The 25683-nt window shown below is 74.1% G+C and carries 21 protein-coding genes; 9 read left to right on the forward strand and 12 right to left on the reverse strand.

Annotated features, from left to right (window positions below; all coding sequences use genetic code 11):
- Positions 1-11: 11 nt before the first annotated feature.
- Positions 12-914, forward strand: coding sequence for a tyrosine-protein phosphatase (locus ACF1BN_RS10540; protein ID WP_392331202.1), 903 nt, complete (start codon positions 12-14; stop codon positions 912-914).
- Positions 915-988: 74 nt separating this feature from the next.
- On the opposite strand, the gene ACF1BN_RS10545 is transcribed toward ACF1BN_RS10540, so the two are convergent.
- From ACF1BN_RS10545 to ACF1BN_RS10560, 4 genes are all read right to left on the reverse strand, one after another.
- On the reverse strand, positions 989-1606 hold the full coding sequence (locus ACF1BN_RS10545) for a TetR/AcrR family transcriptional regulator (protein ID WP_392331203.1): 618 nt from the start codon (positions 1604-1606) through the stop codon (positions 989-991).
- A gap of 156 nt (positions 1607-1762) precedes the next feature.
- Complete coding sequence (locus tag ACF1BN_RS10550; protein ID WP_392331204.1) at positions 1763-2140, reverse strand: VOC family protein; 378 nt, start codon at positions 2138-2140, stop codon at positions 1763-1765.
- 40 nt (positions 2141-2180) lie between these two features.
- Positions 2181-2900: a VWA domain-containing protein gene (locus tag ACF1BN_RS10555; RefSeq protein WP_392331205.1), complete on the reverse strand. Its 720-nt coding sequence runs from the start codon at positions 2898-2900 to the stop codon at positions 2181-2183.
- 1 nt (position 2901) lies between these two features.
- Positions 2902-3585 carry a PadR family transcriptional regulator gene (locus ACF1BN_RS10560; RefSeq protein ID WP_392331456.1) on the reverse strand — a complete coding sequence of 228 codons (684 nt, stop codon included), beginning with the start codon at positions 3583-3585 and terminating at the stop codon, positions 2902-2904.
- Positions 3586-3667: 82 nt separating this feature from the next.
- On the opposite strand from ACF1BN_RS10560, the gene ACF1BN_RS10565 reads away from it, so the two are divergent.
- Positions 3668-4810, forward strand: coding sequence for an LLM class flavin-dependent oxidoreductase (locus tag ACF1BN_RS10565; RefSeq protein ID WP_392331206.1), 1143 nt, complete (start codon positions 3668-3670; stop codon positions 4808-4810).
- A 99-nt stretch (positions 4811-4909) separates the two neighbouring features.
- Here ACF1BN_RS10565 and ACF1BN_RS10570 read toward each other — a convergent pair whose 3' ends face one another.
- The 3 genes from ACF1BN_RS10570 to ACF1BN_RS10580 form a co-directional block, all read right to left on the reverse strand.
- A complete protein-coding gene (locus tag ACF1BN_RS10570) occupies positions 4910-6370 on the reverse strand; it encodes a glutamate synthase subunit beta (RefSeq protein WP_392331207.1) in 1461 nt (486 codons plus the stop codon).
- A complete protein-coding gene (gene gltB / locus ACF1BN_RS10575) occupies positions 6363-10937 on the reverse strand; it encodes a glutamate synthase large subunit (protein WP_392331208.1) in 4575 nt (1524 codons plus the stop codon). The genes ACF1BN_RS10570 and gltB overlap by 8 nt, the downstream gene beginning before the upstream one ends.
- 521 nt (positions 10938-11458) lie before the next feature.
- Positions 11459-12187, reverse strand: coding sequence for a VIT1/CCC1 transporter family protein (locus ACF1BN_RS10580; RefSeq protein WP_392331209.1), 729 nt, complete (start codon positions 12185-12187; stop codon positions 11459-11461).
- A 279-nt stretch (positions 12188-12466) separates the two neighbouring features.
- Between ACF1BN_RS10580 and ACF1BN_RS10585 the strand changes: the two genes are divergently transcribed.
- From ACF1BN_RS10585 to ACF1BN_RS10615, 7 genes are all read left to right on the forward strand, one after another.
- Entirely contained in the window at positions 12467-13459 is a 993-nt protein-coding gene (locus tag ACF1BN_RS10585; protein ID WP_392331210.1) for an ADP-ribosylglycohydrolase family protein, read from the forward strand.
- A gap of 392 nt (positions 13460-13851) precedes the next feature.
- The gene (locus tag ACF1BN_RS10590; protein ID WP_392331457.1) at positions 13852-15357 is read left to right on the forward strand and encodes an ADP-ribosylglycohydrolase family protein; all 1506 of its coding nucleotides are present in this window, start codon (positions 13852-13854) and stop codon (positions 15355-15357) included.
- Complete coding sequence (locus ACF1BN_RS10595; protein WP_392331211.1) at positions 15338-16489, forward strand: ADP-ribosylglycohydrolase family protein; 1152 nt, start codon at positions 15338-15340, stop codon at positions 16487-16489. The genes ACF1BN_RS10590 and ACF1BN_RS10595 overlap by 20 nt, the downstream gene beginning before the upstream one ends.
- Entirely contained in the window at positions 16486-18168 is a 1683-nt protein-coding gene (locus tag ACF1BN_RS10600; RefSeq protein WP_392331212.1) for an ADP-ribosylglycohydrolase family protein, read from the forward strand. The genes ACF1BN_RS10595 and ACF1BN_RS10600 overlap by 4 nt, the downstream gene beginning before the upstream one ends.
- Positions 18165-19085 (forward strand): ribokinase, encoded by a 921-nt coding sequence (rbsK, locus tag ACF1BN_RS10605; RefSeq protein WP_392331213.1) that lies wholly within the window; start codon positions 18165-18167, stop codon positions 19083-19085. The genes ACF1BN_RS10600 and rbsK overlap by 4 nt, the downstream gene beginning before the upstream one ends.
- Entirely contained in the window at positions 19082-20293 is a 1212-nt protein-coding gene (locus tag ACF1BN_RS10610) for a CaiB/BaiF CoA transferase family protein (RefSeq protein WP_392331214.1), read from the forward strand. Before rbsK ends, ACF1BN_RS10610 begins: the two co-directional genes overlap by 4 nt.
- The gene (locus tag ACF1BN_RS10615; protein ID WP_392331215.1) at positions 20290-21138 is read left to right on the forward strand and encodes an HpcH/HpaI aldolase/citrate lyase family protein; all 849 of its coding nucleotides are present in this window, start codon (positions 20290-20292) and stop codon (positions 21136-21138) included. Before ACF1BN_RS10610 ends, ACF1BN_RS10615 begins: the two co-directional genes overlap by 4 nt.
- A gap of 76 nt (positions 21139-21214) precedes the next feature.
- Here the strand turns inward: ACF1BN_RS10615 and lgt are convergent, their stop codons facing one another.
- The 5 genes from lgt to trpM form a co-directional block, all read right to left on the reverse strand.
- On the reverse strand, positions 21215-22174 hold the full coding sequence (gene lgt, locus ACF1BN_RS10620) for a prolipoprotein diacylglyceryl transferase (protein ID WP_392331216.1): 960 nt from the start codon (positions 22172-22174) through the stop codon (positions 21215-21217).
- Between the two features lie 87 nt (positions 22175-22261).
- Positions 22262-23083 carry a DsbA family protein gene (locus tag ACF1BN_RS10625; protein ID WP_392331217.1) on the reverse strand — a complete coding sequence of 274 codons (822 nt, stop codon included), beginning with the start codon at positions 23081-23083 and terminating at the stop codon, positions 22262-22264.
- Between the two features lie 64 nt (positions 23084-23147).
- Positions 23148-23978: a tryptophan synthase subunit alpha gene (trpA, locus tag ACF1BN_RS10630; protein ID WP_392331218.1), complete on the reverse strand. Its 831-nt coding sequence runs from the start codon at positions 23976-23978 to the stop codon at positions 23148-23150.
- The gene (gene trpB, locus ACF1BN_RS10635) at positions 23975-25213 is read right to left on the reverse strand and encodes a tryptophan synthase subunit beta (RefSeq protein ID WP_392331219.1); all 1239 of its coding nucleotides are present in this window, start codon (positions 25211-25213) and stop codon (positions 23975-23977) included. The genes trpA and trpB overlap by 4 nt, the downstream gene beginning before the upstream one ends.
- A 197-nt stretch (positions 25214-25410) precedes the next feature.
- A complete protein-coding gene (trpM, locus tag ACF1BN_RS10640) occupies positions 25411-25677 on the reverse strand; it encodes a tryptophan biosynthesis modulator TrpM (protein ID WP_392331220.1) in 267 nt (88 codons plus the stop codon).
- Between the last annotated feature and the right edge of the window lie 6 nt (positions 25678-25683).

Raw genomic sequence — 25683 nt, forward strand, 5'->3', positions numbered from 1 at the left:
GGGAGTCAGCCATGTCTCTGTCGAGACGCGCACTGCTGAGCACCGCCGGTGCCGCCGCCGTCGTGGCGACGGTCGCCCCGCCCGCCGCCGCGGCCCGCCCCCGGAGCCCCCGCACCCCCCGTACGCTCCGGCAGATCCCGCTCCAGGGCGCCGTGAACGTCCGCGACCTGGGCGGCTACCGCACCCTCGACGGCGAGCGGGTCCGGTACGGCCTCGTCCACCGGGCCGACCACCTCGGCAAGCTGACCGACGCCGACCTCACCACCCTCGCCGGGCTCCGGCTCACCCGGGCGGTCGACTTCCGGATCCCGCTGGAGGTCGCCTCCGACGGGGCCGACCGGCTGCCCGCCGGGGTCACCGCCGTCTCCCGGCCGATCACCGACAACGGCCTCTACGCACAGCTGCACGCCGTGATCGGCTCCCGCGACCCGGTCCGCCAGGAGGAGGCGCTGGGCGGCGGCCGGGGCGCGGCCTTCATGACGGGCGTCTACCGCACCTTCGTCACCGACGCCGCGAACCGGGACGCCTTCGGGCGGACCCTGCGCGAGCTCGCCGCGCGGGGCGCGGGCCCGGCGCTGTACCACTGCACCTCGGGCAAGGACCGCACGGGCTGGACGAGCTGGCTGCTCCTGCGGCTCGTCGGCGTGCCGGAGCGCCTCGCCGCCGAGGACTACCTGGCCTCCAACGCGCTCCGCGCCGCGCACGACGCCCGGGTCCGCGAGGGCCTGCGGCAGGCCGGGATGATGGTGAACCCCGAACTGATCGTGCCCCTGCAGGAGGTCCGTCAGGAGTACCTGGACGCGGCGCTCTCGGAGGTGCGCTCCGGCTACGGGGGCCTGTACCGCTATGTGACGGCCGGCCTGGGCCTGGACCCGCGCACCCTGGCGGGTCTGCGGGAGCGGCTGGTCGGCTGACGCGGGGGCGGCGCGGCCCGTGCGGGGGCCGCGCCGCGCCCGCGCCCTCGCCGCCCGCGTCCGGACCCCGCCCTTCAGGCGCGGACGGCGATGCCGTCCAGGACCATCGACAGGTACTGGCGGGCGATCTCCTCGGGGCTGTGGTGTCCGCCGGGCCGGTACCAGGAGGCCGCGACCCAGACGGTGTCGCGGACGAAGCGGTAGGTGAGCCGGACGTCGAGGTCGGCGCGGAACACGCCGTCCGCCACCCCCCGCTCCAGGGTGCCGAGCCACGCCTTCTCGAACCGGTTCTGCGAGTCCGTGAGGTACCCGAAGCGGGGGAGGTCGGTGAGGTGGCGGGACTCCCTCTGGTAGATGGCGACGGCGGCGCGGTGCCGGTCGATCTCGCGGAAGGACTCGGTGACGAGGGCCTCGATGGTCTCCCGGGGGCCGAGCGCGGCGGCCAGGACGGCGTCGTACCCCTCCCACAGCTCGGTGAGGAAGGTCGAGAGGATCTCGTCCAGCATCGACTCCTTGGAGTCGAAGTGGTAGTAGAGGCTGCCGGCGAGCATGCCGGCGGCGTCCGCGATCTTGCGGACGGTGGTGGCGTTGTACCCCTGGGCGGCGAACACCTCGGCGGCGGTGTCGAGGAGTTCGCGGCGCCGCTCGGGCGCGGCGGCGTTCACCGGGTTCTTCTTCTTGGTCGCAGACACCCGCCCATTGTCGTCGGTCCCCGCCGGTCCGGGGGTGCCCGCCGCCGTACGGCCCCGGATCCCGTACGTCGACGAACCGGGTCCGTACGGTCCCGGCGGGCTCCGCCCGGAACACGTGGCGTCCGGACGGTGGTGGGGGCGCCCGGACGGTGACGGCTAGGAGCCGGCGCGCTCCGCCCCGCCGCGCTCGACGCAGAACTCGTTGCCCTCCGGGTCGGCGAGGGTGGCCCAGCCCGTCCCGTCCGGGTTGCGGTGGTCGCCGACGAGGGTCGCGCCGAGCGCGAGCAGCCGCTCGACCTCCTCGTCGCGGGTGCGGTCCTGCGGCTGGATGTCGAGGTGGACCCGGTTCTTGACCGTCTTCGGCTCCGGGACCTGGATGAAGAGGAGGCCGGCCCCCTCCGACTCGACGAGGGCCTCGGGGTCGCCGGGCGCGTCGTCGCCGGAGACCTCGCTGTCGAGCACACGCGCCCAGAACTCCGCGAGGGCGTAGGCGTCGGCGCAGTCGATCGTCACGTGGCGTACGAGAGAACTCATCCGCCCATGATCCACCCGGGGCCGGGCGCGGTCATCCGGTTTAGGCGCGGACGATCCCCTGGGCGCGGGCGGCGGCGAGCCAGCGGGGGAACTCGGCGACCAGCCGGTCGTACAGCTCGGCGTCCGCGACCCGGCCGGGCTCCCTCCCCGCGTGGAAGAAGCCGGAGTTGTCGACGCACCGCCGCTCGGGGACGGCGAGCTCGTCGAGCCGGCGCAGGAAGTCGAACTGCTTGCTGCCGGGGTCGCCGAAGCCGACGAACTGCCAGAAGATCGGCAGCCGGGCCGCCTTGCAGACGTACCGCTCGGCGGCGAGGCGGTTGATGGGGCCGCCGTCGGTCTGGAAGACCACGAGGGCGGGCGCGGTGGCCCCGCTGTCGAGGTAGTGGTCGATGACCGCGTCCATGGCGAGGTGGTAACTCGTCTTGCCCATGTGGCCGAGGCCGGCGACGATCCGCTCCACCCGGCCCCGGTGGTCGTCGAGCCTGATCTCGGTCTCGGCGTCGACGTCGGTGGAGAAGAAGACGACCGGCACCCGTCCGTCGTCGTCGAGGTGGGCGGAGAGCCCGAGGACCCGGTCGGCGAGGGCCTGGACGCTGCCGTCCCTGTAGTACGGCTTCATGGAGCCGGAGTGGTCGACCACCAGATAGACGGCGACCCGCTGCCCGTCGACGCCGTGCCGGCGCAGCGACTCCCCCGCCGCCTTGTACAGGCTGACCAGCGCGGGCGCGGTCTCCTCCACCTTGCGCAGGCTCAGTGCCATGTCAGCGCTCCCCCTCGGCTCTCCCGGGCTCCTCGGCCGACCCGGCTCCTGCGGCCGGCCCGGCTCCTTCGGCCGGCTCGGCCCTTTCGGCCCGCTCGGCCCTCTCGATGTCCGCGAGCATGGCGTCGGCCAGGTCGCGTTCGGCGGCGTAGTACCGCTCCGCCCAGGTGAGGGTGAGCAGCGGGTACGCCCACGCCTCCTCCGTCCCGGCCTCGGCCGCGTCGGCGGCGGCGCGGCCGCGCAGGGTCTCGGCGTGGTCGCGGTGGCCGGTCAGGATCTCCCGGACCCGGTCGGGTTCGAGGAGGTGGCCGAGCCAGAGCCGCAGCAGCGGCCCGTGCTTGAGGACGGGCGGATCGACGGGGGCGGTTCCCGCCCAGGCGCGGACGGCGGCCAGACCCTCGCCGGTGATGCGGTAGACCCGCTTGTCGCGGCTGCCGGAGTCGGGTGCGACCAGACGGGAGGTGGCGTATCCGGCCGCCTCCAGGCGGCGCAGCTCGCTGTAGATCTGGCTGAAGGAGGGGCTCCAGTAGAAGAGTCCCAGCGAGCGGTCCGCCCATTTCTTGCAGTCGTAGCCGGACAGCTCCCGCCCGAAGGAGAGCAGTCCGAGCACGGCCCAGCCGGTCGCGGGAAGTCCCGGCACCGCTCCGTCGCCCACTGCGTCCACCCCGTCCGCCACGGGCCGCAGTCTACGGCTCTTCCCCCTTCCCCCTATGCCTGCTAGAAGTATTTCGACTAGGCATACGTGCCATCGAGCGGGAGGAGCGCCCGTGAAGTTCTCCATGATCTTCGAAGCACAGCTCGTCGACCCGACCCCCGCCCGTGAGCACCAGGTGCTCCGCGACTGCGTCGAACAGGCCGTCCTCGCCGAGGAGATGGGCTTCGACCGGATCTGGGCGGTGGAGCACCACTCGCTCACCCGGTACGCGCACATGAGCGCGTCCGAGGTCTTCCTGACCTGGGTGGCGGCCAGGACCGAGCGGATCCGCGTCGGTCACGGCGTGGTGACCATGCCCTTCGGCTACCAGCACCCGGTCCGGACGGCCGAGCGGACCGCGATGCTCGACGTGCTCTCCGGCGGGCGGGTCGACATCGGCGCCGGGCGGGGCGCGACCCGCCAGGAGATGCGCATGTTCGGGGTGCGTCCGGAGGACACCAGGCCGCAGACCGAGGAGGCGCTGCGGATCCTCGCGGCGGCGTGGCGGGAGGAGGAGTTCGAGTGGCACGGCACCCTCGACATCGGTCCCGGCGCGGTGCTGCCCCGCCCGGTCCAGACGCCGCATCCGCCGCTCTTCCTGGCCTGCTCGCAGCACGACTCGCTGCGGCAGGCGGCCGAACTCGGCGTCGGGGCGCTGGTGCTGGGCTTCGCCGGCGCCGACGACGTGCGGGCGATGCGGAAGGTGTACGACGAGGCGCTGGCCGCCCGGGACGGCTCGCGGTTCGTCTCCACCGAGGCCAACGACCACTTCTCGGCGCTCTGCCCGACGGTCGTCCTCGACGACGCGGCCCGCGCGCTCCGGCTCGGCACCCGCGGCCAGCGCTTCTTCGCCGAGTCGATCGCGCACTGGTACGGCGGCGGGCCCGCGCCCACCGGCTACGCGGAGGACGAGGACCACACCGCGGCGCTCGCCGGCCGGCGGGACGAGCTGGTGGCCCGGCTCCACGCGGCGGACGTCCCGGCCCGCCCCGTCGACACCGGCACCTTCCACACCGACCACGCCTACGGCGACGCGGCCACCGCGATCGCCCACGTGGACCGGCTCCGCCGGATCGGGGTCGACGAGGTGATGTGCCTGATCCAGATGGGCACGGTCCCGCAGGAGGTCTGCCTGGAGACGATCCGCCAGTGGGGCGAGCGGGTCATCCCGCACTTCCGCCCCGCCCTCACCGGCACCGGCACCGGCACCGACTGAACACGCGGCGACGCCCGCCCCCGGTGTCCTCCTGCGAGGACGGGCGGGGCGGGCGTCGTACGGTTCCGTACCTCGTCGTACGGGACATCCGGGGACGCGTCAGACCAGCAGCGAGCGGTCCGTCGGGCGGATCGGGGCCGGCAGGGAGCTGGCACCGGTCAGGAAGCGGTCCACCCCGCGGGCGGCGGAGCGGCCCTCGGCGATGGCCCAGACGATCAGCGACTGGCCGCGGCCGGCGTCACCGGCGACGTACACGCCGTCGACGTTGGTGGCGAAGTCGGCGTCGCGGGCGATGTTGCCCCGCTCGTCCAGGTCGACGCCGAACTGGGAGACCAGGCCGTTGGCGACGTCCGTGCCGGTGAAGCCCATGGCGAGGGTGACCAGCTGGGCGGGGATCTTCCGCTCGGTGCCCGGCTTCTGGGTCAGCTTGCCGTCGACGAACTCGACCTCGATGAGGTGGAGGTACTGGACGTTGCCGTCCTCGTCGCCCTCGAAGTGGGTGGTGGAGACGGAGTAGACCCGCTCGCCGCCCTCCTCGTGCGCCGAGGTGACCTTGTACAGCATCGGGAAGGTCGGCCAGGGCTGGTTGGCGTTCCGGTCCTCGCCCGGCCTGGGCATGATCTCCAGCTGGGTGACGGAGGCCGCGCCCTGGCGGTGGGCGGTGCCGACGCAGTCGGCGCCGGTGTCGCCGCCGCCGATGACGACGACGTGCTTGCCCTCGGCGGTGATCGGCGCGGCCACGAAGTCGCCCTCGACCACCTTGTTGGCGAGCGGCAGGTACTCCATCGCCTGGTGGATGCCCTGGAGTTCGCGGCCCGGCACGGGCAGGTCGCGGGCGGTGGTGGCGCCGGCGGCGACCACGACCGCGTCGAACCGCTTGCGCAGGTCGGTGGCGGTGATGTCGCGGCCGACCTCGATGCCGGTGCGGAACTTGGTGCCCTCCGCGCGCATCTGCTCGATGCGGCGGTTGATGTGCCGCTTCTCCATCTTGAACTCGGGGATGCCGTAGCGCAGCAGGCCGCCGATGCGGTCGGCGCGCTCGTACACGACCACGGTGTGGCCGGCCCGGGTCAGCTGCTGGGCGGCGGCGAGACCCGCCGGGCCGGAGCCGATGACGGCGACGGTCTTGCCGGAGAGGCGCTCGGGCGCCTGCGGCTTCACGTCGTTGGCGTCCCACGCCTTGTCGATGATGGAGACTTCGACGTTCTTGATGGTGACGGCCGGCTGGTTGATGCCGAGCACGCACGCCGACTCGCACGGAGCCGGGCACAGGCGGCCGGTGAACTCCGGGAAGTTGTTGGTGGCGTGGAGGCGCTCGGACGCGGCCGACCAGTCCTCGCGGTAGGCGTAGTCGTTCCACTCGGGGATCAGGTTCCCGAGCGGGCAGCCGTTGTGGCAGAACGGGATGCCGCAGTCCATGCAGCGGCCGGCCTGCTTGCTGATGATCGGCAGCAGGGAGCCGGGGACGTAGACCTCGTTCCAGTCGCGGACGCGCTCCGCGACGGGACGGGTCCGGGCGACCTCGCGGCCGGTGGTGAGAAAGCCCTTCGGGTCAGCCATGGGTCGCCGCCTCCATCATCTTCTCGGTGGTCTCCTGCTCGGAGAGACCGGCGAGCTCAGCGGCGTCCTTGGCGGCGAGCACTGCCTTGTACGTGGTCGGGATGATCTTGCTGAAGCGGCTCGCCGCCGCGTCCCAGTCGGCCAGGAGCTTCTCGGCCACGGTGGAGCCGGTCTCCTCCTGGTGGCGGCGCACGACATCGTGCAGCCACGCCTTGTCGTCGTCCGACGGCGCCTCGACCGCTTCGAGGTTGCCGGAGTTGACGTGGTCGATGTCGAGGTCGATGACGTAGGCGACACCGCCGGACATGCCCGCCGCGAAGTTGCGGCCGGTCTCGCCGAGGACGACCGCCGTGCCGCCGGTCATGTACTCGCAGCCGTGGTCGCCCACGCCCTCCGAGACGACCAGGGCGCCGGAGTTGCGGACGCAGAAGCGCTCGCCGGTGCGGCCGCGCAGGAAGAGCTCGCCGCCGGTGGCGCCGTACGCGATGGTGTTGCCCGCGATGGTGGAGTACTCGGCCAGGTGGTCGGCGCCGCGGTCCGGGCGGACGATCACACGGCCGCCGGAGAGGCCCTTGCCGACGAAGTCGTTGGCGTCGCCCTCCAGGCGGAGGGTCACGCCGGACGGCAGGAAGGCGCCGAAGGACTGGCCGGCGGAGCCGGTGAAGGTGAGGTCGATGGTGTCGGCCGGGAGGCCGGCGCCGCCGAACTTCTTCGTCACCTCGTGGCCGAGCATGGTGCCGACCGTGCGGTTGATGTTGCGGATCGCGACCTGGGCGCGGACCGGCTGGGCCTGCTCGGCGGAGGGGGCGTTCAGCGCCTCGGCGGCGAGCTGGATCAGCTGGTTGTCGAGCGCCTTCTCCAGACCGTGGTCCTGCTCGATCAGGGCGTGGCGGACCGCGCCCTCGGGCAGCTCCGGCACGTAGAAGAGCGGCTCCAGGTCGAGGCCCTGCGCCTTCCAGTGGGTGACGGCGCGGCTGGTGTCGAGCAGCTCGGCGTGGCCGACGGCCTCCTCGATGGAGCGGAAGCCCAGCTCGGCGAGGAGCTCGCGGACCTCCTGCCCGATGAACTCGAAGAAGTTGACGACGTACTCGGCCTTGCCGGAGAAGCGGTCGCGCAGGACCGGGTTCTGGGTGGCGATGCCGACCGGGCAGGTGTCCAGGTGGCAGACGCGCATCATGACGCAGCCGGAGACGACGAGCGGCGCGGTCGCGAAACCGAACTCCTCGGCGCCGAGCAGCGCGGCGATGACGACGTCGCGGCCGGTCTTGAGCTGGCCGTCGGTCTGGACGACGATCCGGTCGCGCAGGCCGTTGAGCAGCAGCGTCTGCTGGGTCTCGGCGAGACCGAGCTCCCAGGGGCCGCCCGCGTGCTTCAGCGAGGTGAGCGGGGAGGCGCCGGTGCCGCCGTCGTGGCCGGAGATGAGGACGACGTCCGCGTGGGCCTTGGACACGCCGGCCGCGACCGTGCCGACGCCGACCTCGGAGACCAGCTTCACGTGGATGCGGGCCTGCGGGTTGGCGTTCTTGAGGTCGTGGATCAGCTGGGCGAGATCCTCGATGGAGTAGATGTCGTGGTGCGGCGGCGGCGAGATGAGGCCGACGCCGGGCGTCGAGTGACGCGTCTTGGCGACCCACGGGTAGACCTTGTGGCCGGGCAGCTGGCCGCCCTCGCCGGGCTTGGCGCCCTGGGCCATCTTGATCTGGATGTCGTCGGCGTTGACCAGGTACTCGGAGGTGACGCCGAAGCGGCCGGAGGCGACCTGCTTGATCGAGGAGCGGCGCGCCGGGTCGTACAAGCGCTCCGGGTCCTCGCCGCCCTCACCGGTGTTCGACTTGCCGCCGAGCTGGTTCATGGCGATCGCGAGGGTCTCGTGCGCCTCCTGGGAGATGGAGCCGTACGACATGGCGCCGGTGGAGAAGCGCTTGACGATCTCGGAGACCGGCTCGACCTCGTCGACGGAGATCGGGGTGCGGCCCTCGCTCGCGAAGCCGAACAGGCCGCGGAGCGTCATCAGGCGCTCGGACTGCTCGTTCACCCGGTCCGTGTACTGCTTGAAGATGTCGTACCGCTTGTTCCGCGTGGCGTGCTGGAGGCGGAAGACGGTCTCCGGGTCGAAGAGGTGCGGCTCGCCCTCGCGGCGCCACTGGTACTCGCCGCCGATCTCCAGCGCGCGGTGCGCGGAGGCGATGCCGGTGGCCGGGTAGGCCTTGGCGTGGCGGGCGGCGACCTCCTTGGCGACGACGTCCAGGCCGGCGCCGCCGATCTTGGTGGCGGTGCCGTTGAAGTACCGGGAGACGAACTCGGTGTCGAGGCCGACGGCCTCGAAGACCTGGGCGCCGCGGTAGGAGGCGACCGTGGAGATGCCCATCTTCGACATGACCTTGAGGACGCCCTTGCCGAGGGCGTAGATCAGGTTGCGGATGGCCTGCTCGGGCTCGATGTCGCTGAGGAAGGTGCCGGCGCGGAGCAGGTCCTCGACGGACTCCATGGCGAGGTACGGGTTGACCGCCGCGGCGCCGTAGCCGATGAGCAGGGCGACGTGGTGGACCTCGCGGACGTCGCCGGCCTCGACCAGCAGGCCCACCATGGTGCGCTGCTTGGTGCGGATGAGGTGGTGGTGGACGGCGGCGGTGAGCAGCAGCGACGGGATCGGCGCGTGCTCGGCGTCGGAGTGCCGGTCGGAGAGGACGATCAGGCGGGCGCCGCCCTCGATGGCCGCGTCGGCCTCGGCGCAGATGGCGTCGATGCGGGCGGCGAGGGACTCGCCGCCGCCGGAGACGCGGTAGAGGCCGGAGAGCGTGGCGGCCTTCATGCCCGGCATGTCGCCGTCGTGGTTGATGTGGATGAGCTTGGCGAGCTCGTCGTTGTCGATCACCGGGAAGGGCAGGGTGACCGAGCGACAGGAGGCCGCGGTCGGGTCGAGCAGGTTGCCCTGGGGCCCGAGGGAGGAGCGGAGCGAGGTGACGAGCTCTTCCCGGATGGCGTCCAGCGGCGGGTTGGTGACCTGCGCGAACAGCTGCGTGAAGTAGTCGAAGAGCAGCCGGGGGCGTGCGGAGAGGGCCGCGATCGGCGAGTCGGTGCCCATGGAGCCGAGCGGCTCGCCGCCCGTGCGGGCCATCGGCGCGAGGATGACGCGGAGCTCTTCCTCGGTGTAGCCGAAGGTCTGCTGGCGGCGGGTGACCGAGGCGTGGGTGTGCACGATGTGCTCGCGCTCGGGGAGGTCGGAGAGCTCGATCTCGCCGGTCTCCAGCCACTCCGCGTACGGCTGCTCGGCGGCGAGGCCGGCCTTGATCTCGTCGTCCTCGATGATGCGGTGCTCGGCGGTGTCGACGAGGAACATCCTGCCGGGCTGGAGGCGGCCCTTGCGGACGACCCTGGCGGGGTCGATGTCGAGGACGCCGACCTCGGAGGAGAGGACGACGAGGCCCTCGTCGGTGACCCAGTAGCGGCCGGGACGCAGGCCGTTGCGGTCGAGGACCGCGCCGACCTGGACGCCGTCGGTGAAGGTGACGCAGGCGGGGCCGTCCCAGGGCTCCATCATCGTGGAGTGGTACTGGTAGAAGGCGTGCCGCGCGGGGTCCATGGAGTCGTGGTTCTCCCACGCCTCGGGGACCATCATCAGGACGGCGTGCGGCAGCGAGCGGCCGCCGAGGTGAAGCAGCTCCAGGACCTCGTCGAAGGAGGCGGTGTCGGAGGCGTCGGGGGTGCAGATCGGGAAGATCCGCTCCAGGCCCTTGCCGCCCCGGCTCTCGCCGAAGACGTCGCCGGCGAGCTGGGCCTCGCGGGCGGTCATCCAGTTGCGGTTGCCCTTGACCGTGTTGATCTCGCCGTTGTGGGCGACGAAGCGGTACGGGTGGGCGAGCGGCCAGCTCGGGAAGGTGTTGGTGGAGAACCGGGAGTGGACGAGGGCGACGGCGGAGGCCAGGCGCCGGTCCGACAGGTCCGGGAAGAAGGGCTCCAGCTGGCCGGTGGTGAGCATGCCCTTGTAGACGAGGGTGCGGGCGGAGAGCGACGGGAAGTACGTCGCGGCCTCGCGCTCGGCGCGCTTGCGGAAGACGAACGCCTTGCGGTCCAGCGCGATGCCGGTGCTCTCGCCGTCGGTGACGAAGACCTGGCGGAAGGCCGGCATGGTGGAGCGGGCGGTGGCGCCGAGCAGGGCGGGGGCGACGGGGACCTCGCGCCAGCCGAGGACGGTGAGGCCCTCGTCGGCGGCGATCGCCTCGACCGCGGCGGCGGACTCGTCGGCGGAGTCGACGGGGAGGAAGGCGGTGCCCACCGCGTACGCGCCGGCCTCGGGCAGCTCGAAGTCGGTGACCTCGCGGAAGAAGGCGTCCGGGACCTGGAGCAGGATGCCGGCGCCGTCGCCGGAGTCCGGCTCGGAGCCGGTGGCGCCGCGGTGCTCGAGGTTGCGCAGTACGGTCAGCGCCTGCTCGACCAGCGCGTGGCTGGCCACACCGGTGAGGGTGGCCACGAACCCGACACCGCAGGCGTCGTGCTCGTTACGGGGGTCGTACATGCCCTGGGGGGCGGGGCGACCATCCATGGGCGACCAGGCGTCGGAACGCATCGGCTCTCCCGTCGTCGTCGTGGCTGGGGGCTTCTCCCAGACCACGTCTGGGGGAGCTGCTGCCGAGGGACGACGTTGGCCCTCCGCGAAATTTCGTGCAGGTTACATGATGGAGTGTTTCTCGCCTAGTGGATAGCGCGTTCCAGCATGCGGACACCACCGATACGGAGCGGTGGTGCGCGTTCACCTGTTCTCTCTGGGTGCGGGGGCAGTGACTGCACCGTGACTGCTCCGCTGGGGGGACGGAACCGCGAGGATGATGCCGGTCCGTCTCGGGAGGGCTTCGTTGCCCGATGACGCCTCTGCCTCTTTCCCGCTGGACACGGGTTCGAAACCGCCGGGTAACCGGCTACATATGTGGCGTCGTGCATAGTGTCTCACCGCCGCGAGGGTTCCGGCCAGGGATATTCGTCACAGCGAGGATGCGGCCTTCGTCCCGACAAGGCACCCCGAAACGCCCGAGAGGCCCCTCACGGGGGCCTCTCGGGCGTCTCCGTCGGCACGGAGGCCGCGGGCGACGGTCAGAGCGCGGCACCGAAGAGCATCCCGAGGCCGTACGTGACGGCCGCGGCGGCACCGCCGAGCACCAGCTGGCGCAGGCCGCTGAACCACCAGCTGCGCGCGGTGACCCGGGCGACCAGGGCGCCGCAGCCGAAGAGGCCGAGGAGCGCGAGCAGCACGGCGGGCCAGAGCGCGGAGGCGCCGAGCAGGTACGGCAGCAGCGGCAGCAGCGCGCCGAGCGCGAAGGAGCCGAAGGACGAGACGGCGGCGACCGCGGGCGACGGCAGGTCGTCGGGGTCGATGCCCAGCTCCTCGCGGGCGTGGATCTCCAGCGCCTGCTCGGGATCCCGGGAGAGCTGCATGGCGACCTCGCGGGCGAGGGCGGGCTCGACGCCCCGGGAGACGTAGAGGGCGGCCAGCTCCTCCATCTCGTCGATCGGGTGCTTGCGCAACTGGCGGCGCTCCACGTCCAGTTCCGCCTGGACGAGCTCGCGCTGCGAGGCGACCGAGGTGTACTCGCCGGCCGCCATGGAGAAGGCTCCGGCGGCCAGTCCCGCGAGACCGGTGATGACGATGGTCTGCGAGGAGACGGAGCCGCCGGCGACGCCGGTCATCAGGGCGAGGTTCGAGACCAGGCCGTCCATCGCGCCGAAGACCGCGGGCCGCAGCCAGCCTCCGTTGACGTCGCGGTGGGTGTGGTTGTCGCGGTGGGCCTCGTGCAGTGGTGCCTGGGCTTCGATGATGGACATGGCTCTCCCCTCGTTCCGGCGGGCCGGGTCGCTCCCGCCGCCCCCCAACACCCTCGAAAATACGCGCGATGTAAGGGGCTCGCCAGCAAGGCAGGCCGTACTTAGTAAGGCCCGCCTCAGTGTGGCGACCCTTCCCTGGCGCACCGTCAGCACCACGCGCCCCACTGACAGACGGGTGACAGAAGCCGTCCGTCGGCGAGTCGTCCGCCCGCGGTGGCACAGATCCAGGCGAAGGGGTACCGCCGAAGAGGTGCCCGCACCGAGGAAAGGGGCGCGGAGATGGTGACCACGACATGCGACACCCGTGAACGGGCGAGGGGGGCGCTGCTCGGCCTCGCCGTCGGCGACGCGCTCGGCGCCCCCGCCGAGAACATGAAGCCCTCCGAGATCCGCCGCAGGTGGGGGCGGATCGAGGGCTTCCTGACGAACCGTCCCGCGGGCACCGACGACACCGAGTACGCGATCTTCTCGGCGCTGCTGCTCGCCCGGCACGGCTCGGCGCTCACCGTCGCCCACGTCGAGCGGGCGTGGCACCGCTGGATCGCCGACCTCGACGAGGGCCCGTTCCGCGGCGCGGGCTTCTCCGAGCGCGGCACCCTGGAGAACCTCCGGCGGGGCCTCGCCGCCCCCATCTCCGCGCAGCACCGGCACGCCTGGTCGGACGGACTGGCCATGCGGGCCGCGCCCTTCGGCGTCTTCGCGGCCGGCCGGCCCGCCGAGGCCGCCCGGCTCGTCGCCATCGACGGCAGCGTCAGCCACGAGGGCGAGGGCATCTACGGCGGCCAGGCGGTGGCGGCGGGGGTCGCGGCGGCGATGTCCGGCGCGACCGTCACGTCGGTCATCGCGGCGGCCCTCTCCGTCATCCCCATGGACTCCTGGACGGCCCGCTCGCTGCGCCGCGCGGTGGTCGCGGCGCAGCGCGTCCAGCCCGACCCGCTCACCCGCGAGCGCCAGGTCCGCTCGGCGGTCGTGATCGGCGGCTACCCGTGGACCGACCTGGCGCCGGAGGCGGTGGGCCTCGCCTTCGGCGCCTTCGCGGCGGCGCGCGGCGACTTCCGTACGGCCGTCCTCACCGCGGTCAACATGGGCCGCGACGCCGACACGACGGCGGCGGTGGCCGGCGCGCTGGCCGGAGCGGCGGGCGGCATCGGCGCCATCCCGGAGGAATGGGCCTCCGCGATCACCCCGGTGACCGGGAGCTGCCTGCCCACCATGCGCGGCCACCACGTCCTGGACATCGCCGACCTCCTGACGGAAGAGGAGACCCCCTGATGACCACCGACCCCACGGCCGCCCCAGCCTGCGCCGCCGCTTCCGCGGCCCCCACCGGCTCCGCCGCCACGGCCGCCCCCGCAGCCCCGCCCGGCTCCACCGCCTCCGCAGCTCCGCCCGGCTCCACCACCTCCGCCGTCCCCGCGGCCCTCACCACCTCAGCCGACGCCGACGTGCCGGCCACCCCGACCACCCCGACCGGCCAAGGCACCCCGACCACCCAGCGCACCCCCGCCGACACCCTCACAGTCCTCTCCACGGCCGCCGCCGCCCACCCGGGGCACGACGCCCCGCCCGACGCCCCCGCCCGGGGCGATCGTTCGGCGGGGCGATGGGGTTTCTTCCTGACCGAGCGAGGCCGAGAGCTCGGCGGAGGGCGGGCGCGCCCCCCGATGCCGGGCACCGCCCCGGCAGCCGGCACCGCGCCGGCAGCCGGCACCGCGCCGGGCCTCGCCCCGACGACCGAGGCCGCACCACACCTCACCCCGACGACCGGCACCGCACCCCACCCCACCCCCGCGACCGACGCCGCACCCCACCTCGCCCCGGTGCCGGGCGCCGGTACCTCGGTCCTGGCCGCGCAGGCGCCCCCGGCGAGGGACGCGGACACCACGGGCCTCGCCACGCAGGAGCCCCCGGCGCCGGACACCAGCACCCGCACCCGCACCGCCACCGGCCCCGGCCCCGGCCCCCGTGCCGCGCGGAAGCCCTCGCCGCGGGCTGCCGCCGCCGACCGGCCGGCCGACCGGGCCCCCGCGGTCCGCGACCGGATCGAGGGCCTCCTGCTGGGCCTCGCCGCGGGCGACGCCGCCGGGTGGCCCGCCGCGCGGCACCGCGCCGCCCGGATGCCCGAGTGGACCCGCCGCCTCACCCGCGAGCTCGACACCTTCGCGGAGCAGAACGCCACGACCACCCTCCCCGTCCCGATCGCCCTGAACCAGCCCCCCGAGCCCCTCCGCCTCGGGCCCTCCGACGACGCCGAGTGGGCGGCCTTCACGGCGGAGGCGGTACTGGCCGCCGCCGGCCCCCTCTTCGCCTCCCTCCCCCGCGAGCGCCGGCTCCGCGCCGCCGTGGACGTGGCCTGGAACCTCCTCGCGGGCCAGATCGCGGCCGCCGCCGACCGCGCCCCCGAGATCGAGTCCGCCGTCCTCCCGCTCCGCGCCCGCATCTCGGTCCGCGCGGGCCTGGGCAATCTGGCCACCGGCCTGCGTCCGCCCGCCACCGGCCACGACAACCCGCACTACTTCGACGACGCCGCCTGCGTCCGGGCCGCCGTCCTCGCGGTCGTCCACCCCGGCGACCCGCGCGCCGCCGCCGAACTCGCCGAGTTCGACGCCCGGTACACCCAGGACGGCGACGGTGTGCACGGCGCCCGGGCCACCGCCGCGGCCGTCGCCGCGGCCCTCGGCGGCGCGGACGCCGACACCGCCGTGGCCGCCGCGCTCGCCGAACTCCCGCCCGTCACCGAGATCGGCCGCAACGCCCGGCACGCCGTGAAGCTGGCCCGTACCGCCGATTCGGCCTTCGAGCTCGTCCCGCTCCTGGAGCACCAGATCGTCGACCACGTCTACAGCTACGGCATCGCCGCCGCCGAGACCGTCCCCGTCGCGCTCGCGCTGACCGTCGCGGCGCGCGGCGCGATGACGGCCGCGGTCCCGGCGGCGGCCTGCCTCTCCCGGGTGGCCGACTCCGCGCCCGCCCTGGCCGGCGCGCTCACCGGCGCGCTGGGCGGCGGCCGTTCGGTGCCGGCGAGCTGGCGGGACGCCTGCCGGACGCTCTCCGGCTGTGCGCTCCCCCGCCTCGCCGGCACCGATCTGGTGGAACTCGCCGGGCTCCTGGGAACCACGGAACCGGCACCCCCAGGTGGACAATTCAGACATGACACCCACACTGGATGAGCGGATCACCGGAAGTCTCCTCGGGGCCGCCGTGGGCGACGCCCTCGGCGGCCCCGTCGAGGGGTACACCCCCGAGCAGATCACCGAGCGCCACGGCGGCCGCGTCACCGGCATCGTCGGGCCCTGGAACGGCGACTCCTGGCGCACCGCCCGCCCCATCGCGCCGTACCACAAGGGCGACGGGCACGTCACCGACGACACCCTGATGACCCACGCCCTGATCCGGGTGTACGAACGGGTCCGCGACCACCTCGACGCGTACGCCGTCGCCGACCACCTCGTCCCCGAACTCATGGGCACGCCCGTGTGGATCCCCGAGCTGGAGGCGGAGGCCCTCCCCCTCCAGCGGGTCTTCCTCGCCGAGAAGTGGATCGTCGCCCGCCTCCACTACGGCCACGCCGACCCGCGCGAGGCCGGCACCGGAAACATCGTCAACTGCGGCGCCGCGATGTACATGGCCCCGGTCGGCCTGGTCAACGCGGCCGACCCGCACGGCGCCTACGCCGAGGCCCTGGACATCGCCGGCGCCCACCAGTCCTCGTACGGCCGCGAGGCGGCGGGGGTCCTCGCGGCGGCGGTCGCGGCGGCCTGCGTCCCCGGCGCCACCCCGCGCACGGTCGTCGACACCGCGCTCGCCCTCGCCAAGGACGGCACCCGCGCCGCGATCGAGGCGGTCGCCGAAGTCGCCGACCGCCACCACGACTTCGAGTCCGCCCTGGCCCCGCTGCGCCGCGCGGTCGCCCCGTACGACTCGGTCGGCCCCGACTACCGCGCCCCGGGTCTCGACGCCCGTCGCCCCTCCCGCCTCCACTCCATCGAGGAGCTGCCGATCGCGCTCGGCATGCTGCTGGTCGGCGAGGGCGACTACCGCCGTACGGTCCTGGGCGCGGTCAACTACGGGCGGGACTGCGACTCCATCGCCACCATGGCGGGCGCGATCGCCGGCGCCCTGCACGGCGAGGCGGCCGTCCCCGCCGACTGGGCGAAGCGGGTCGCGGACGCCAGCCGCCTGGACCTGCGCGCCCCGGCGACCGCCCTCGCCGCCGTGGCCCACGAGGTCTTCGCCCGCGACACCGCCCGCCGCCGCGCCCACGAGTCCGCCCGCGCCGCCCTGACGGGCCCCGCCCGATGACGAACCCCACCCCGACCACCGCACCCCGGAACCCCGGCCCGACCACCGCACCCCCGAACCCCGGCCCCGGCACCGGCACCGGCACCGGCCCCCGGCCGACCCCCGCCCCCGCCCCGGCCCCCGGCACCGGCACAGCGCGCGAGCCCGGCCCGGCCACACCCCCGACCACCTCCCTCTCCCCCTCCCTCGCCGCCCCCGCCCGCCCCGGCAACCGTGGCACCGTCTGCGAGCCGCCCGGCAGGAGCGGCCCCGGGCGGACGTCGCGCGCGGGCCCGCCCGCGGAGGCACCCCGCCGGGAAGGCGGCGCGCCCGTCCGCCTCACCTGGGTGCAGCCCGAGGATCTGGTCGGGCACGAGCTGCGCCAGGCCGCCGAGGACGGACGGGACGCCCGGGAGATCGCGGCGCGGTGGTCGGCGGCCGGCGGGCAGGCCGCACCGCCCGCCGCCGGCGCCTCCCCCGTCCCCCGGCCCGACCTCCGGCCGCTCGCCGAGGAACTGCTCGACGAACTCGCCGCCCTCCCCTCCCCCCTCGCCGCCGACGAGCCCACCGCACTCGACGCGATCCTCGCCGCCTGCCCCGACCGGCCCGCGGGCCCGACCGTCCCCGGCGCCCGCGCCGACCCCGCCCTCCGCGACCGGCTGCACGCGGCCTGGCTCGGGCGGGCCGCCGGGTGCCTGCTCGGGAAGCCCGTCGAGAAGCTGCCGCTCGACGCGATCCGCGCGCTCGCCCGGGCCGCCGGGAACTGGCCGCTCGACGACTGGTTCACCGCGCGCGGGGTCCCGCCGGAACTCCTCGCGGCCCACCCCTGGAACCGCCGCTCCGCCGCCACCTCGCTCGCCGAGACCATCGACGGCATGCCGGAGGACGACGACCTCGACCACCCCCTCCTCGCCCTGCTCCTCCTCCGCCGCCACGGCCGCGGCTTCACCACCGCCGACCTGGCCCGCCTCTGGCTGGACGAACTCCCCGCGGGACGCACCTTCACCGCCGAGCGGATCGCCTACCGCAACCTCCTCGACGGCGTCGAGCCGCCGCTGACCGCCGTCCGCCGCAATCCCTTCCGGGAGTGGATCGGCGCCCAGATCCGGGCCGACGTCCACGGCTGGACCCACCCCGGCGACCCGGCCGCCGCCGCGGCCCAGGTCCACCGGGACGCCGTCCTCAGCCACACCGGGTGCGGCGTCCACGGCGCCATGTTCGTCGCCGCGACCGTGGCCGCCGCCGCGGGCGGCGGCACCGACGTCCACCGGGCGCTGGCCGCCGGGCTCTCCGTCGTCCCGCCCCGCTCGCGGCTCGCCGAGGCCGTCCGGTACGGCATCCGCGCCGCCCGCGCCACCCCCGACCTCGACACCGTCGTCGACCGGCTGCACGCCCGGTACGGCGGGTACCACTGGGTCCATGCCGTACCGAACAGCGCGCTGCTCGCCGCCGCCCTCACCCATGCGGAAGGCGACTTCACCCGCTCCGTCTGCGCGGCCGTCTCCGGCGGCTGGGACACCGACTCCAACGGCGCCACCGCCGGCTCGGTCGCCGGCCTCCTCGCCGGGCACCCCGACCGGATCCCGGACCGCTGGACCTCCCCCCTGAAGAACCGGCTCGCCACCTCGGTGCCGACCTTCGACGGCATCGGCTTCGACGCCCTCGCCGACCTGACCCACCTGGAGGCAGTACGCCCATGACCAGCATCGTGGTGCTCGGGAGCACCAACATGGACCTCGTGGCCTACGTACGACGGGCCCCGCAGCGCGGCGAGACGGTCACCGGCCGGTCGTTCCGCACGATCCCCGGCGGCAAGGGCGCCAACCAGGCGGTCGCCGCCGCCCGCGCGGGCGGCGAGGTCGCCATGATCGGCGCGGTCGGCTCGGACGAGTTCGGCTACCGGCTCCGGGACGTCCTGGAGCACTGCTCCGTCGACACGGACCTGCTCCGCACGGTCGAGGGCGCCTCCGGCACCGCGCACATCGTCGTCGACGACGAGGGCGGCAACGCGATCGTCGTCGTCCCCGGCGCCAACGCCACCGTCACCTCCCTCACCCACGGCGACGAGGCCCTGATCGACACGGCCGACCTGCTCCTCCTCCAGCTCGAACTCCCCCTCTCCGTCGTCGTCGCCGGCGCCGCCCACGCCCGCGCCCGCGGCGTGCGCACCGTCCTCACCCCGGCCCCCGCCCAGCCGCTCCCGCCCGACCTCTTCGACGTCACCGACCTGCTGGTGCCCAACGAGCACGAGGCCGCCACCCTCACCGGCCGCTCCGACCCGCGCGCCGCCGCGCTCGCCCTTCTCGAAGCCGTCCCCGAGGTCGTCGTCACCCTCGGCTCGGCCGGCTGCCTCTACGCGGCGCGCGGCCGGGATCCGCTCACCGTGCCCGCCCCCCGGGTGCGGGCCGTCGACACCACCGCGGCCGGCGACACCTTCGTCGGGGCGCTGGCGGTCGCCCTCGGCGAGGGCCGCCCGGTGCCGGACGCGCTCGCCTGGGCGGGCACGGCCGCCGCCCTCTCCGTCCGCCGCGAGGGCGCCTCGACCTCGATGCCGTACCGCACCGAGATCGAGTCCGCCCTCGGCTCGCCCGAGTCCCTGGAGGCCGATCCCGTATGACCACCGCACCTCCCGCCGCCCAGGCCCCGCCCCTCCAGGGGCTGCGCGTCCTCGATCTGGCGACGCTCTTCGCCGGGCCGCTGGCCGCCATGATGCTCGGCGACTTCGGCGCCGACGTCGTCAAGGTCGAGCACCCCCGCAAGCCGGACCCGTCCCGGGGCCACGGCCCCGCCAAGGACGGGGTGGGCCTGTGGTGGAAGGTCCTGGGCCGCAACAAGCGGACCATCACCCTCGACCTGTCCACCCCCGGCGGCCGGGACACCCTGCTCCGGCTGGCCGCCGACGCCGACGTGATCGTGGAGAACTTCCGCCCCGGCACGCTGGAGCGCTGGGGTCTGGGCTGGGAGGAGCTGTCCACGGTCAACCCCCGCCTGGTGCTGGCCCGGGTCACCGGCTTCGGCCAGTTCGGCCCGTACGCCCACCGCCCCGGCTTCGGCACCCTCGCCGAGGCGATGAGCGGCTTCGCCGCCATCACCGGCGAACCGGACGGCCCGCCGACCCTGCCCCCCTTCGGCCTCGCCGACTCGATCGCCGCCCTCGCCACCGCGTACGCCGTGATGACCGCGCTCACCGCGAGGACCGCCACCGGCCACGGCCAGGTCGTGGACATGGCCATCATCGAACCGATGCTGTCCGTCATCGGACCCCACCCCCTCTGGTACGACCAGCTCGGCTACGTCCAGCCGCGCACCGGCAACCGCTCCCGCAACAACGCCCCGCGCAACACCTACCGGACCTCCGACGGCTCCTGGGTCGCCGTCTCCACCTCGGCGCAGTCCATCGCCGAGCGCGTGCTGCGCCTGGTCGGCCGCCCCGAGCTGATCGACGAGCCGTGGTTCGCCGACGGCAGCGGCCGGGCCGCGCACGCCGAGGTCCTCGACGAGGCCGTCGGCACCTGGATCGCCCGCCACACCCGCGACGAGGCCATGGACGCCTTCGAGAAGGCGGAGGCGGCGATCGCCCCGGTCTACGACGTCCGGGACGTCCTCGCCGACCCGCAGTACCAGGCGCTCGGCACCGTCACCGAGGTCCCTGACCCGGAGCTGGGGCCGATCCGCATGCAGAACGTGCTCTTCCGGCTCTCCGAGACCCCGGGCGCCATCCGCTGGGCAGGCCGCCCGCACGGTGCCGACACCGACGAGGTCCTCACGGCGGCCGGCCTCACACCGGACGAGATCGACCACCTGCGCGCGCGGGGGTCGGTATGAGCGTCCCCGCCGCCGGCACCGGCGCCGACGTCCGGCCCCGCGTCCCCCGTCGCCCCGCCCTCACCTGGCTGTACGCCCCCGGGGACCGCCCCGAGGTGGTCCGCAAGGCGCTCGGCTCCGGCGCCCACGTGGTCATCGTGGACCTGGAGGACGCGGTCGCGCCGGACCGCAAGGCGTACGCCCTCGACGCCACCGTCGATCTGCTCTCCGACGTCCACCCCGTCCCGGTGCACGTCCGCATCCACACCCCGCGCGACATCCCCGTCCTGGCCTCCCTCCCCGGCCTCTCCGGCCTCCGTGTCCCCAAGGTGACCCACGCCTCCGACATCCACCGGATCACCGAGCTCGCCCCCGGCCTCCCGCTCCACCCGCTCCTGGAGAGCGCCCTGGCCGTGGAGCACGCGTACGCGATCGCCACCGCCCACCCGGCGGTCCGCGGCCTCTCCCTCGGCGAGGCCGACCTCCGCGCCGACCTGGGCGTACGGGACGACAGCGGCCTGGACTGGCCGCGCAGCCGGGTCGTGGTCGCCGCCCGCGCCGCCGCGCTGCCGCCACCGGTCCAGTCGGTCCACCCGGACATCGGCGACCTGGAGGCGCTGGCCGCCGACTGCGCCCGGGGTCGGGCGCTGGGCTTCCTCGGACGGGCGGCCATCCACCCCCGGCAGCTCCCGGTCATCGAGCGGGCCTATCTGCCGACCCCGCAGGAGGTCGACGCGGCCCGCGCGGTGGTGGCGGCGGCCACGACCGACCGGGGCGCGCTGGCCCTGGCGGACGGCCGGTTCGTGGACGCGGCGGTGGTGGCGGGCGCCCACCGGGTCCTCGCCCTCGCGGACCGCGCCGGTTGACCGCTGCCCGGGCACGCGCGAGGGCCGCCGCGACCTCTCCGGTCCCGGCGGCCCTCGTGTGCGTGAGGGGTCGGCGTCAGCTCTTGGCGGCCGATCCCGCGCCGTTCCCGGCGCCGTTCTCCACGTCCTCGTCGGCGGCGTCCGCCGCCTCCGGCTCCGCGTCCGCCCCGTCGCGCTCCGCCTGCTCCGCGGCGTCCGCGTCCTCGGTGGACGCCTTCTTGCGGGAGCGCGGCTCCACGATCTCCTCGCGGCCCGGCCGGATCCGCGCCGAGACCACCATGTAGACCACGGCGAGGACGAAGACGATGATCGCGGTCCACACGTTCAGGCGCAGGCCCAGGATGTGGTGCGCCTCGTCGACGCGCATGTACTCGATCCAGGCGCGGCCCGCGCAGTAGGCGGCCACGTACAGGGCGAAGACGCGGCCGTGGCCCAGCTTGAAGCGGCGGTCGGCCCAGATGACGAGGACGGCCACACCGACGCACCAGAGCGACTCGTAGAGGAAGGTCGGGTGGTAGAGCCCGGCCTCGCGGTTGGCGCTCTCGGTGATCCTCAGCGCCCACGGCAGGTCGGTGGGCCTGCCGTACAGCTCCTGGTTGAACCAGTTGCCCCAGCGGCCGATGGCCTGGGCGAGCACGATGCCGGGGGCGATGGCGTCGGCGTACGCGGGGAGCGGGATGCCCCGGCGGCGGCAGCCGATCCAGGCGCCGACCGCTCCGAAGGCGATGGCGCCCCAGATGCCGAGGCCGCCCTCCCAGATCTTGAAGGCGTCGACCCAGTTCTCACCCTCGCTGAAGTACAGCTGGTAGTCGGTGATCACGTGGTAGAGGCGACCGCCGACGAGGCCGAAGGGCACCGCCCAGACGGCGATGTCGGCCACGGTGCCGGCGGTGCCGCCCCGGGCGATCCAGCGCTTGTTGCCGAGCCAGACGGCGACGAAGACACCGAGGATGATGCAGAAGGCGTAGCCGCGCAGCGGAATCGGTCCGAGGTGGAGGACACCGGTCGACGGGCTGGGAATGTAGGCAAGGTCCATGGCAGGTCCGACGCTACCCTGCCGGGCGGGCGGACCGGCAGCCCACCCGGCAACGTCTGGATAACTAACCCCGCCACCACCCCGCCGCTACCCCGCCGAGGGGGAGGCGGTGCCCGGCTTCTTGCCCTTGTTGGCCTCGGCGACCCACTTCTTCAGGTTCTCCGGCGAGATCTGCTCGTCGCCCTTGGTCGGGAAGATCGATTCCCCGTTGAGCAGGACGGACGGGGTGCCGCGGAAGCCGCCGGCCTGGAAGGCCTCGTTGGACTTCTCGACCCAGCCGTCGTGGGTGCCGTCCTCGACGCAGGAGCGGAAGGCCGGGGTGTCGAGGCCGGGGACCTTGGCGGCCAGCTCGATCAGCTTGGCGTTGTCGCCGAAGGCGTCGTCGGTCTCCTGCGGCTGGTTGATGTAGAGCGTGTCGTGGTACGCGGTGAACTTGCCGGCGTCCTGGGCGCAGGCCGCGGCGTTCGCCGCGCGCAGCGAGCCGCTGCCGCCCATGTTGCCGTCGATGAGGGTGGCGAGGTGGTACTCGGTCTTGACGGCGCCGGCCGCCTCCAGTTCGTGGATGGTGTCCCGCATGACGTTCTCGAACTGGGCGCAGGCGGGGCAGCGGAAGTCCTCCCAGATCTGGAGGGTGGACGGGGCGTCCGCCGTGCCGGTGGGGATGGCCGGCTTGTCGCCCTCGATCGCGCCGGTGGGGGCGACGACGGGCCCGGCCTTGGCGGAGTCGCCGTCCTTGCCGCTGTTGGCGGCGATCACGCCGACGACGGCGGCGAGGCCGAGGACGCCGACCACTCCCGCCGTCACGATCAGGACGCGCCGCTGCTTCTCGCGGGCCTTCTCTCGCTCGCGCTGCTGCTGGAGGCGCTCCCGCGCGCTCGTACTACTACCGTCACGGTTCTTCTCGCTCACGCCCACAGCAACGAACCGGGGAGGCGCGTCCGCGCCTCCCCGGTCCGATGTCCACCCGGATGGACTACTCCGGTCGGGAGCTGCGGCGCACACCTTCCGCGAGTTCGGCCGCCAGTTCCTTTACGGCGGCGAGTCCGGCGGCCTCGTCGCCGTCGGCGTCGAGGATCCGCTGGACGAAGGCCGAGCCGACGATGACGCCGTCGGCGAAGGCGGCGACCTCGCGGGCCTGGTCGGCGTTCGACACGCCGAGGCCCACGCAGACCGGGATCTTCGAGGTGACGCGGGTGCGCCGGACGAGGTCGGCGGCCTGCTCGCCGACGGACGCCCGGGTGCCGGTGACGCCCATGAGGGAGGCGGCGTAGACGAAGCCGGAGCCGACCGCGGTGATGGTGGCGAGCCGCTCGTCCTTGCTGCTGGGGGCGACGACGAAGACGGTGGCGAGACCGTGCTCGTCGGCGTGCTTCCGCCAGAGCGCGGACTCCTGCACCGGGAGGTCGGGCAGGATGCAGCCGGCGCCGCCGGCCTCGGCCAGCTCCCGGACGAAGCGCTCGACGCCGTACCGGTCGATCGGGTTCCAGTAGGTCATGACGAGGACCGGCTTGCCGGTGGCCTCGTGGGCCTCCTTCACCGTCCGCATGACGTCGGCGATCCTGACGCCGCCGCGCAGGGCGATGTCGTCGGCGGTCTGGATGACGGGGCCGTCCAGGACCGGGTCGCTGTGCGGGAGGCCGACCTCGACGATGTCGGCGCCGCCGTCGAAGACGGCCTTGATCGCCTTGATGCCGCCGTCCACGGTCGGGAAGCCGGCCGGGAGGTACGCGATGAGCGCGGCCCGGTCCTCGGCCTTCGCGCGCTCCAGGGTGTCGGCGAGCAGCTGAAGGTTTCCGGTGGTCACTTCGACCCCTCCCCGTCGTACAGGCCGAAGTAGCGCGCGGCCGTGTCCATGTCCTTGTCGCCCCGGCCGGAGAGGTTGACGAGGAGGAGCGCGTCCTTGCCGAGCTCCTTGCCGACCTCCAGGGCCCCGGCGAGGGCGTGGGCCGACTCGATGGCCGGGATGATGCCCTCGGTGCGGGAGAGCAGCCGCAGCGCCTGCATGGCGGCGTCGTCGGTGACGGCACGGTACTCGCCGCGCCCGCTGTCCTTGAGGTAGGCGTGCTCGGGGCCGATGCCCGGGTAGTCGAGGCCGGCCGAGATCGAGTACGGCTCGGTGATCTGGCCCTCGTCGTCCTGGAGGACGTAGCTGCGGGAGCCGTGCAGGATGCCGGGCTCGCCGGCGGTGAGGGTGGCCGCGTGCTCGCCGGTCTCGACGCCGTGGCCGGCCGGTTCGCAGCCGATCAGCCGGACCGAGGCGTCGGGGAGGAAGGCGTGGAAGAGGCCGATGGCGTTGGAGCCGCCGCCGACGCAGGCGACGGCCGCGTCGGGGAGGCGGCCGGCGCGCTCCAGGAGCTGGCGGCGGGCCTCGACGCCGATGACCCGGTGGAAGTCGCGGACCATGGCGGGGAAGGGGTGCGGGCCCGCCACGGTGCCGAACAGGTAGTGCGTCCGGTCGACGTTGGCGACCCAGTCGCGGAACGCCTCGTTGATGGCGTCCTTGAGGGTGCGGCTGCCGGACTTCACGGCGACGACCTCGGCGCCGAGGATCCGCATCCGGGCCACGTTGAGGGCCTGGCGCTGGGTGTCGACCTCGCCCATGTAGATGGTGCAGTCGAGGCCGAAGAGGGCGCAGGCGGTGGCGGTGGCGACGCCGTGCTGGCCGGCGCCGGTCTCGGCGATGACCCGGGTCTTGCCCATGCGCTTGGTGAGCAGGGCCTGGCCGAGCACGTTGTTGATCTTGTGCGAGCCGGTGTGGTTGAGGTCCTCGCGCTTGAGGAAGATCCGGGCTCCGCCGGCGTGCTCGGCGAACCGGGGCACCTCGGTGAGGGCGCTGGGCCGGCCGGTGTAGTCGGCCATGAGGGCGCCGAGCTCGCGGGCGAACTCGGGGTCGTTCTTGGCCTTCTCGTACTCGACGGCGACCTCGTCGACGGCGGCGACGAGGGCCTCGGGGATGAACTTGCCGCCGAAGGCGCCGAAGTAGCCCTCGGGCGACGGGACCTGGCCCTCCGGGTCCGGGATGAAGAACTCGCTGGTCATGCTGATGGTGCTCCTCGCGGGGCGATGCGGTCGTGAAAGGACGTGACTCGCTTCGTACGCGCGCGGCGCCCCTACAGGGGCCAGGCTTTCCGGGCCCGGGCCCGCACCCGAAGCGCGACGCGCTCGTGGTGCGGGTTCAGGCGCGGGTACGGAGGCACCCGCGAAGGTGCCGTTCCGTCGTGCCCACCCGTTCCGCCCTAGCGGAACGTATGCCCACAACGAGACGACGGGCGCGCGCGTGAGGTGCGGGCGCGCCATCGCATGCCGGGCACCGTGCCCGGCTCCGCACCGATGCAGTGCCGGACCCGGCGGCCGTGGACACGGCGGGCGGGCGCCCGGCAGCCACGGGGCCGGCAGCCCCGGGCGAGCCGCGCGTGGGCGGCCGTGGAGACCGCGCGCGCCCCGACCGGCCCGCGGGCGGCGGAGCCCGGGGCGGTCGGCGCGGCGACGCGGTGCGAGGTCATGGCGCG

The sequence above is a fragment of the Streptomyces sp. NPDC014861 genome (assembly GCF_043081625.1).
Lineage (GTDB): Bacteria > Actinomycetota > Actinomycetes > Streptomycetales > Streptomycetaceae > Streptomyces.

Coding starts and splice junctions, on each gene's coding strand:
- ACF1BN_RS10540 (WP_392331202.1), top strand. CDS start 12: ATGTCTCTGTCGAGACGCGCACTGCTGAGCACCGCCGGTGCCGCCGCC.
- ACF1BN_RS10550 (WP_392331204.1), bottom strand. CDS start 2,140: ATGAGTTCTCTCGTACGCCACGTGACGATCGACTGCGCCGACGCCTAC.
- ACF1BN_RS10555 (WP_392331205.1), bottom strand. CDS start 2,900: ATGGCACTGAGCCTGCGCAAGGTGGAGGAGACCGCGCCCGCGCTGGTC.
- ACF1BN_RS10570 (WP_392331207.1), bottom strand. CDS start 6,370: ATGGCTGACCCGAAGGGCTTTCTCACCACCGGCCGCGAGGTCGCCCGG.
- gltB (WP_392331208.1), bottom strand. CDS start 10,937: ATGCGTTCCGACGCCTGGTCGCCCATGGATGGTCGCCCCGCCCCCCAG.
- ACF1BN_RS10580 (WP_392331209.1), bottom strand. CDS start 12,187: ATGTCCATCATCGAAGCCCAGGCACCACTGCACGAGGCCCACCGCGAC.
- ACF1BN_RS10585 (WP_392331210.1), top strand. CDS start 12,467: ATGGTGACCACGACATGCGACACCCGTGAACGGGCGAGGGGGGCGCTG.
- ACF1BN_RS10590 (WP_392331457.1), top strand. CDS start 13,852: ATGCCGGGCACCGCCCCGGCAGCCGGCACCGCGCCGGCAGCCGGCACC.
- ACF1BN_RS10595 (WP_392331211.1), top strand. CDS start 15,338: ATGACACCCACACTGGATGAGCGGATCACCGGAAGTCTCCTCGGGGCC.
- ACF1BN_RS10600 (WP_392331212.1), top strand. CDS start 16,486: ATGACGAACCCCACCCCGACCACCGCACCCCGGAACCCCGGCCCGACC.
- rbsK (WP_392331213.1), top strand. CDS start 18,165: ATGACCAGCATCGTGGTGCTCGGGAGCACCAACATGGACCTCGTGGCC.
- ACF1BN_RS10610 (WP_392331214.1), top strand. CDS start 19,082: ATGACCACCGCACCTCCCGCCGCCCAGGCCCCGCCCCTCCAGGGGCTG.
- ACF1BN_RS10615 (WP_392331215.1), top strand. CDS start 20,290: ATGAGCGTCCCCGCCGCCGGCACCGGCGCCGACGTCCGGCCCCGCGTC.
- lgt (WP_392331216.1), bottom strand. CDS start 22,174: ATGGACCTTGCCTACATTCCCAGCCCGTCGACCGGTGTCCTCCACCTC.
- trpB (WP_392331219.1), bottom strand. CDS start 25,213: ATGACCAGCGAGTTCTTCATCCCGGACCCGGAGGGCCAGGTCCCGTCG.
- trpM (WP_392331220.1), bottom strand. CDS start 25,677: ATGACCTCGCACCGCGTCGCCGCGCCGACCGCCCCGGGCTCCGCCGCC.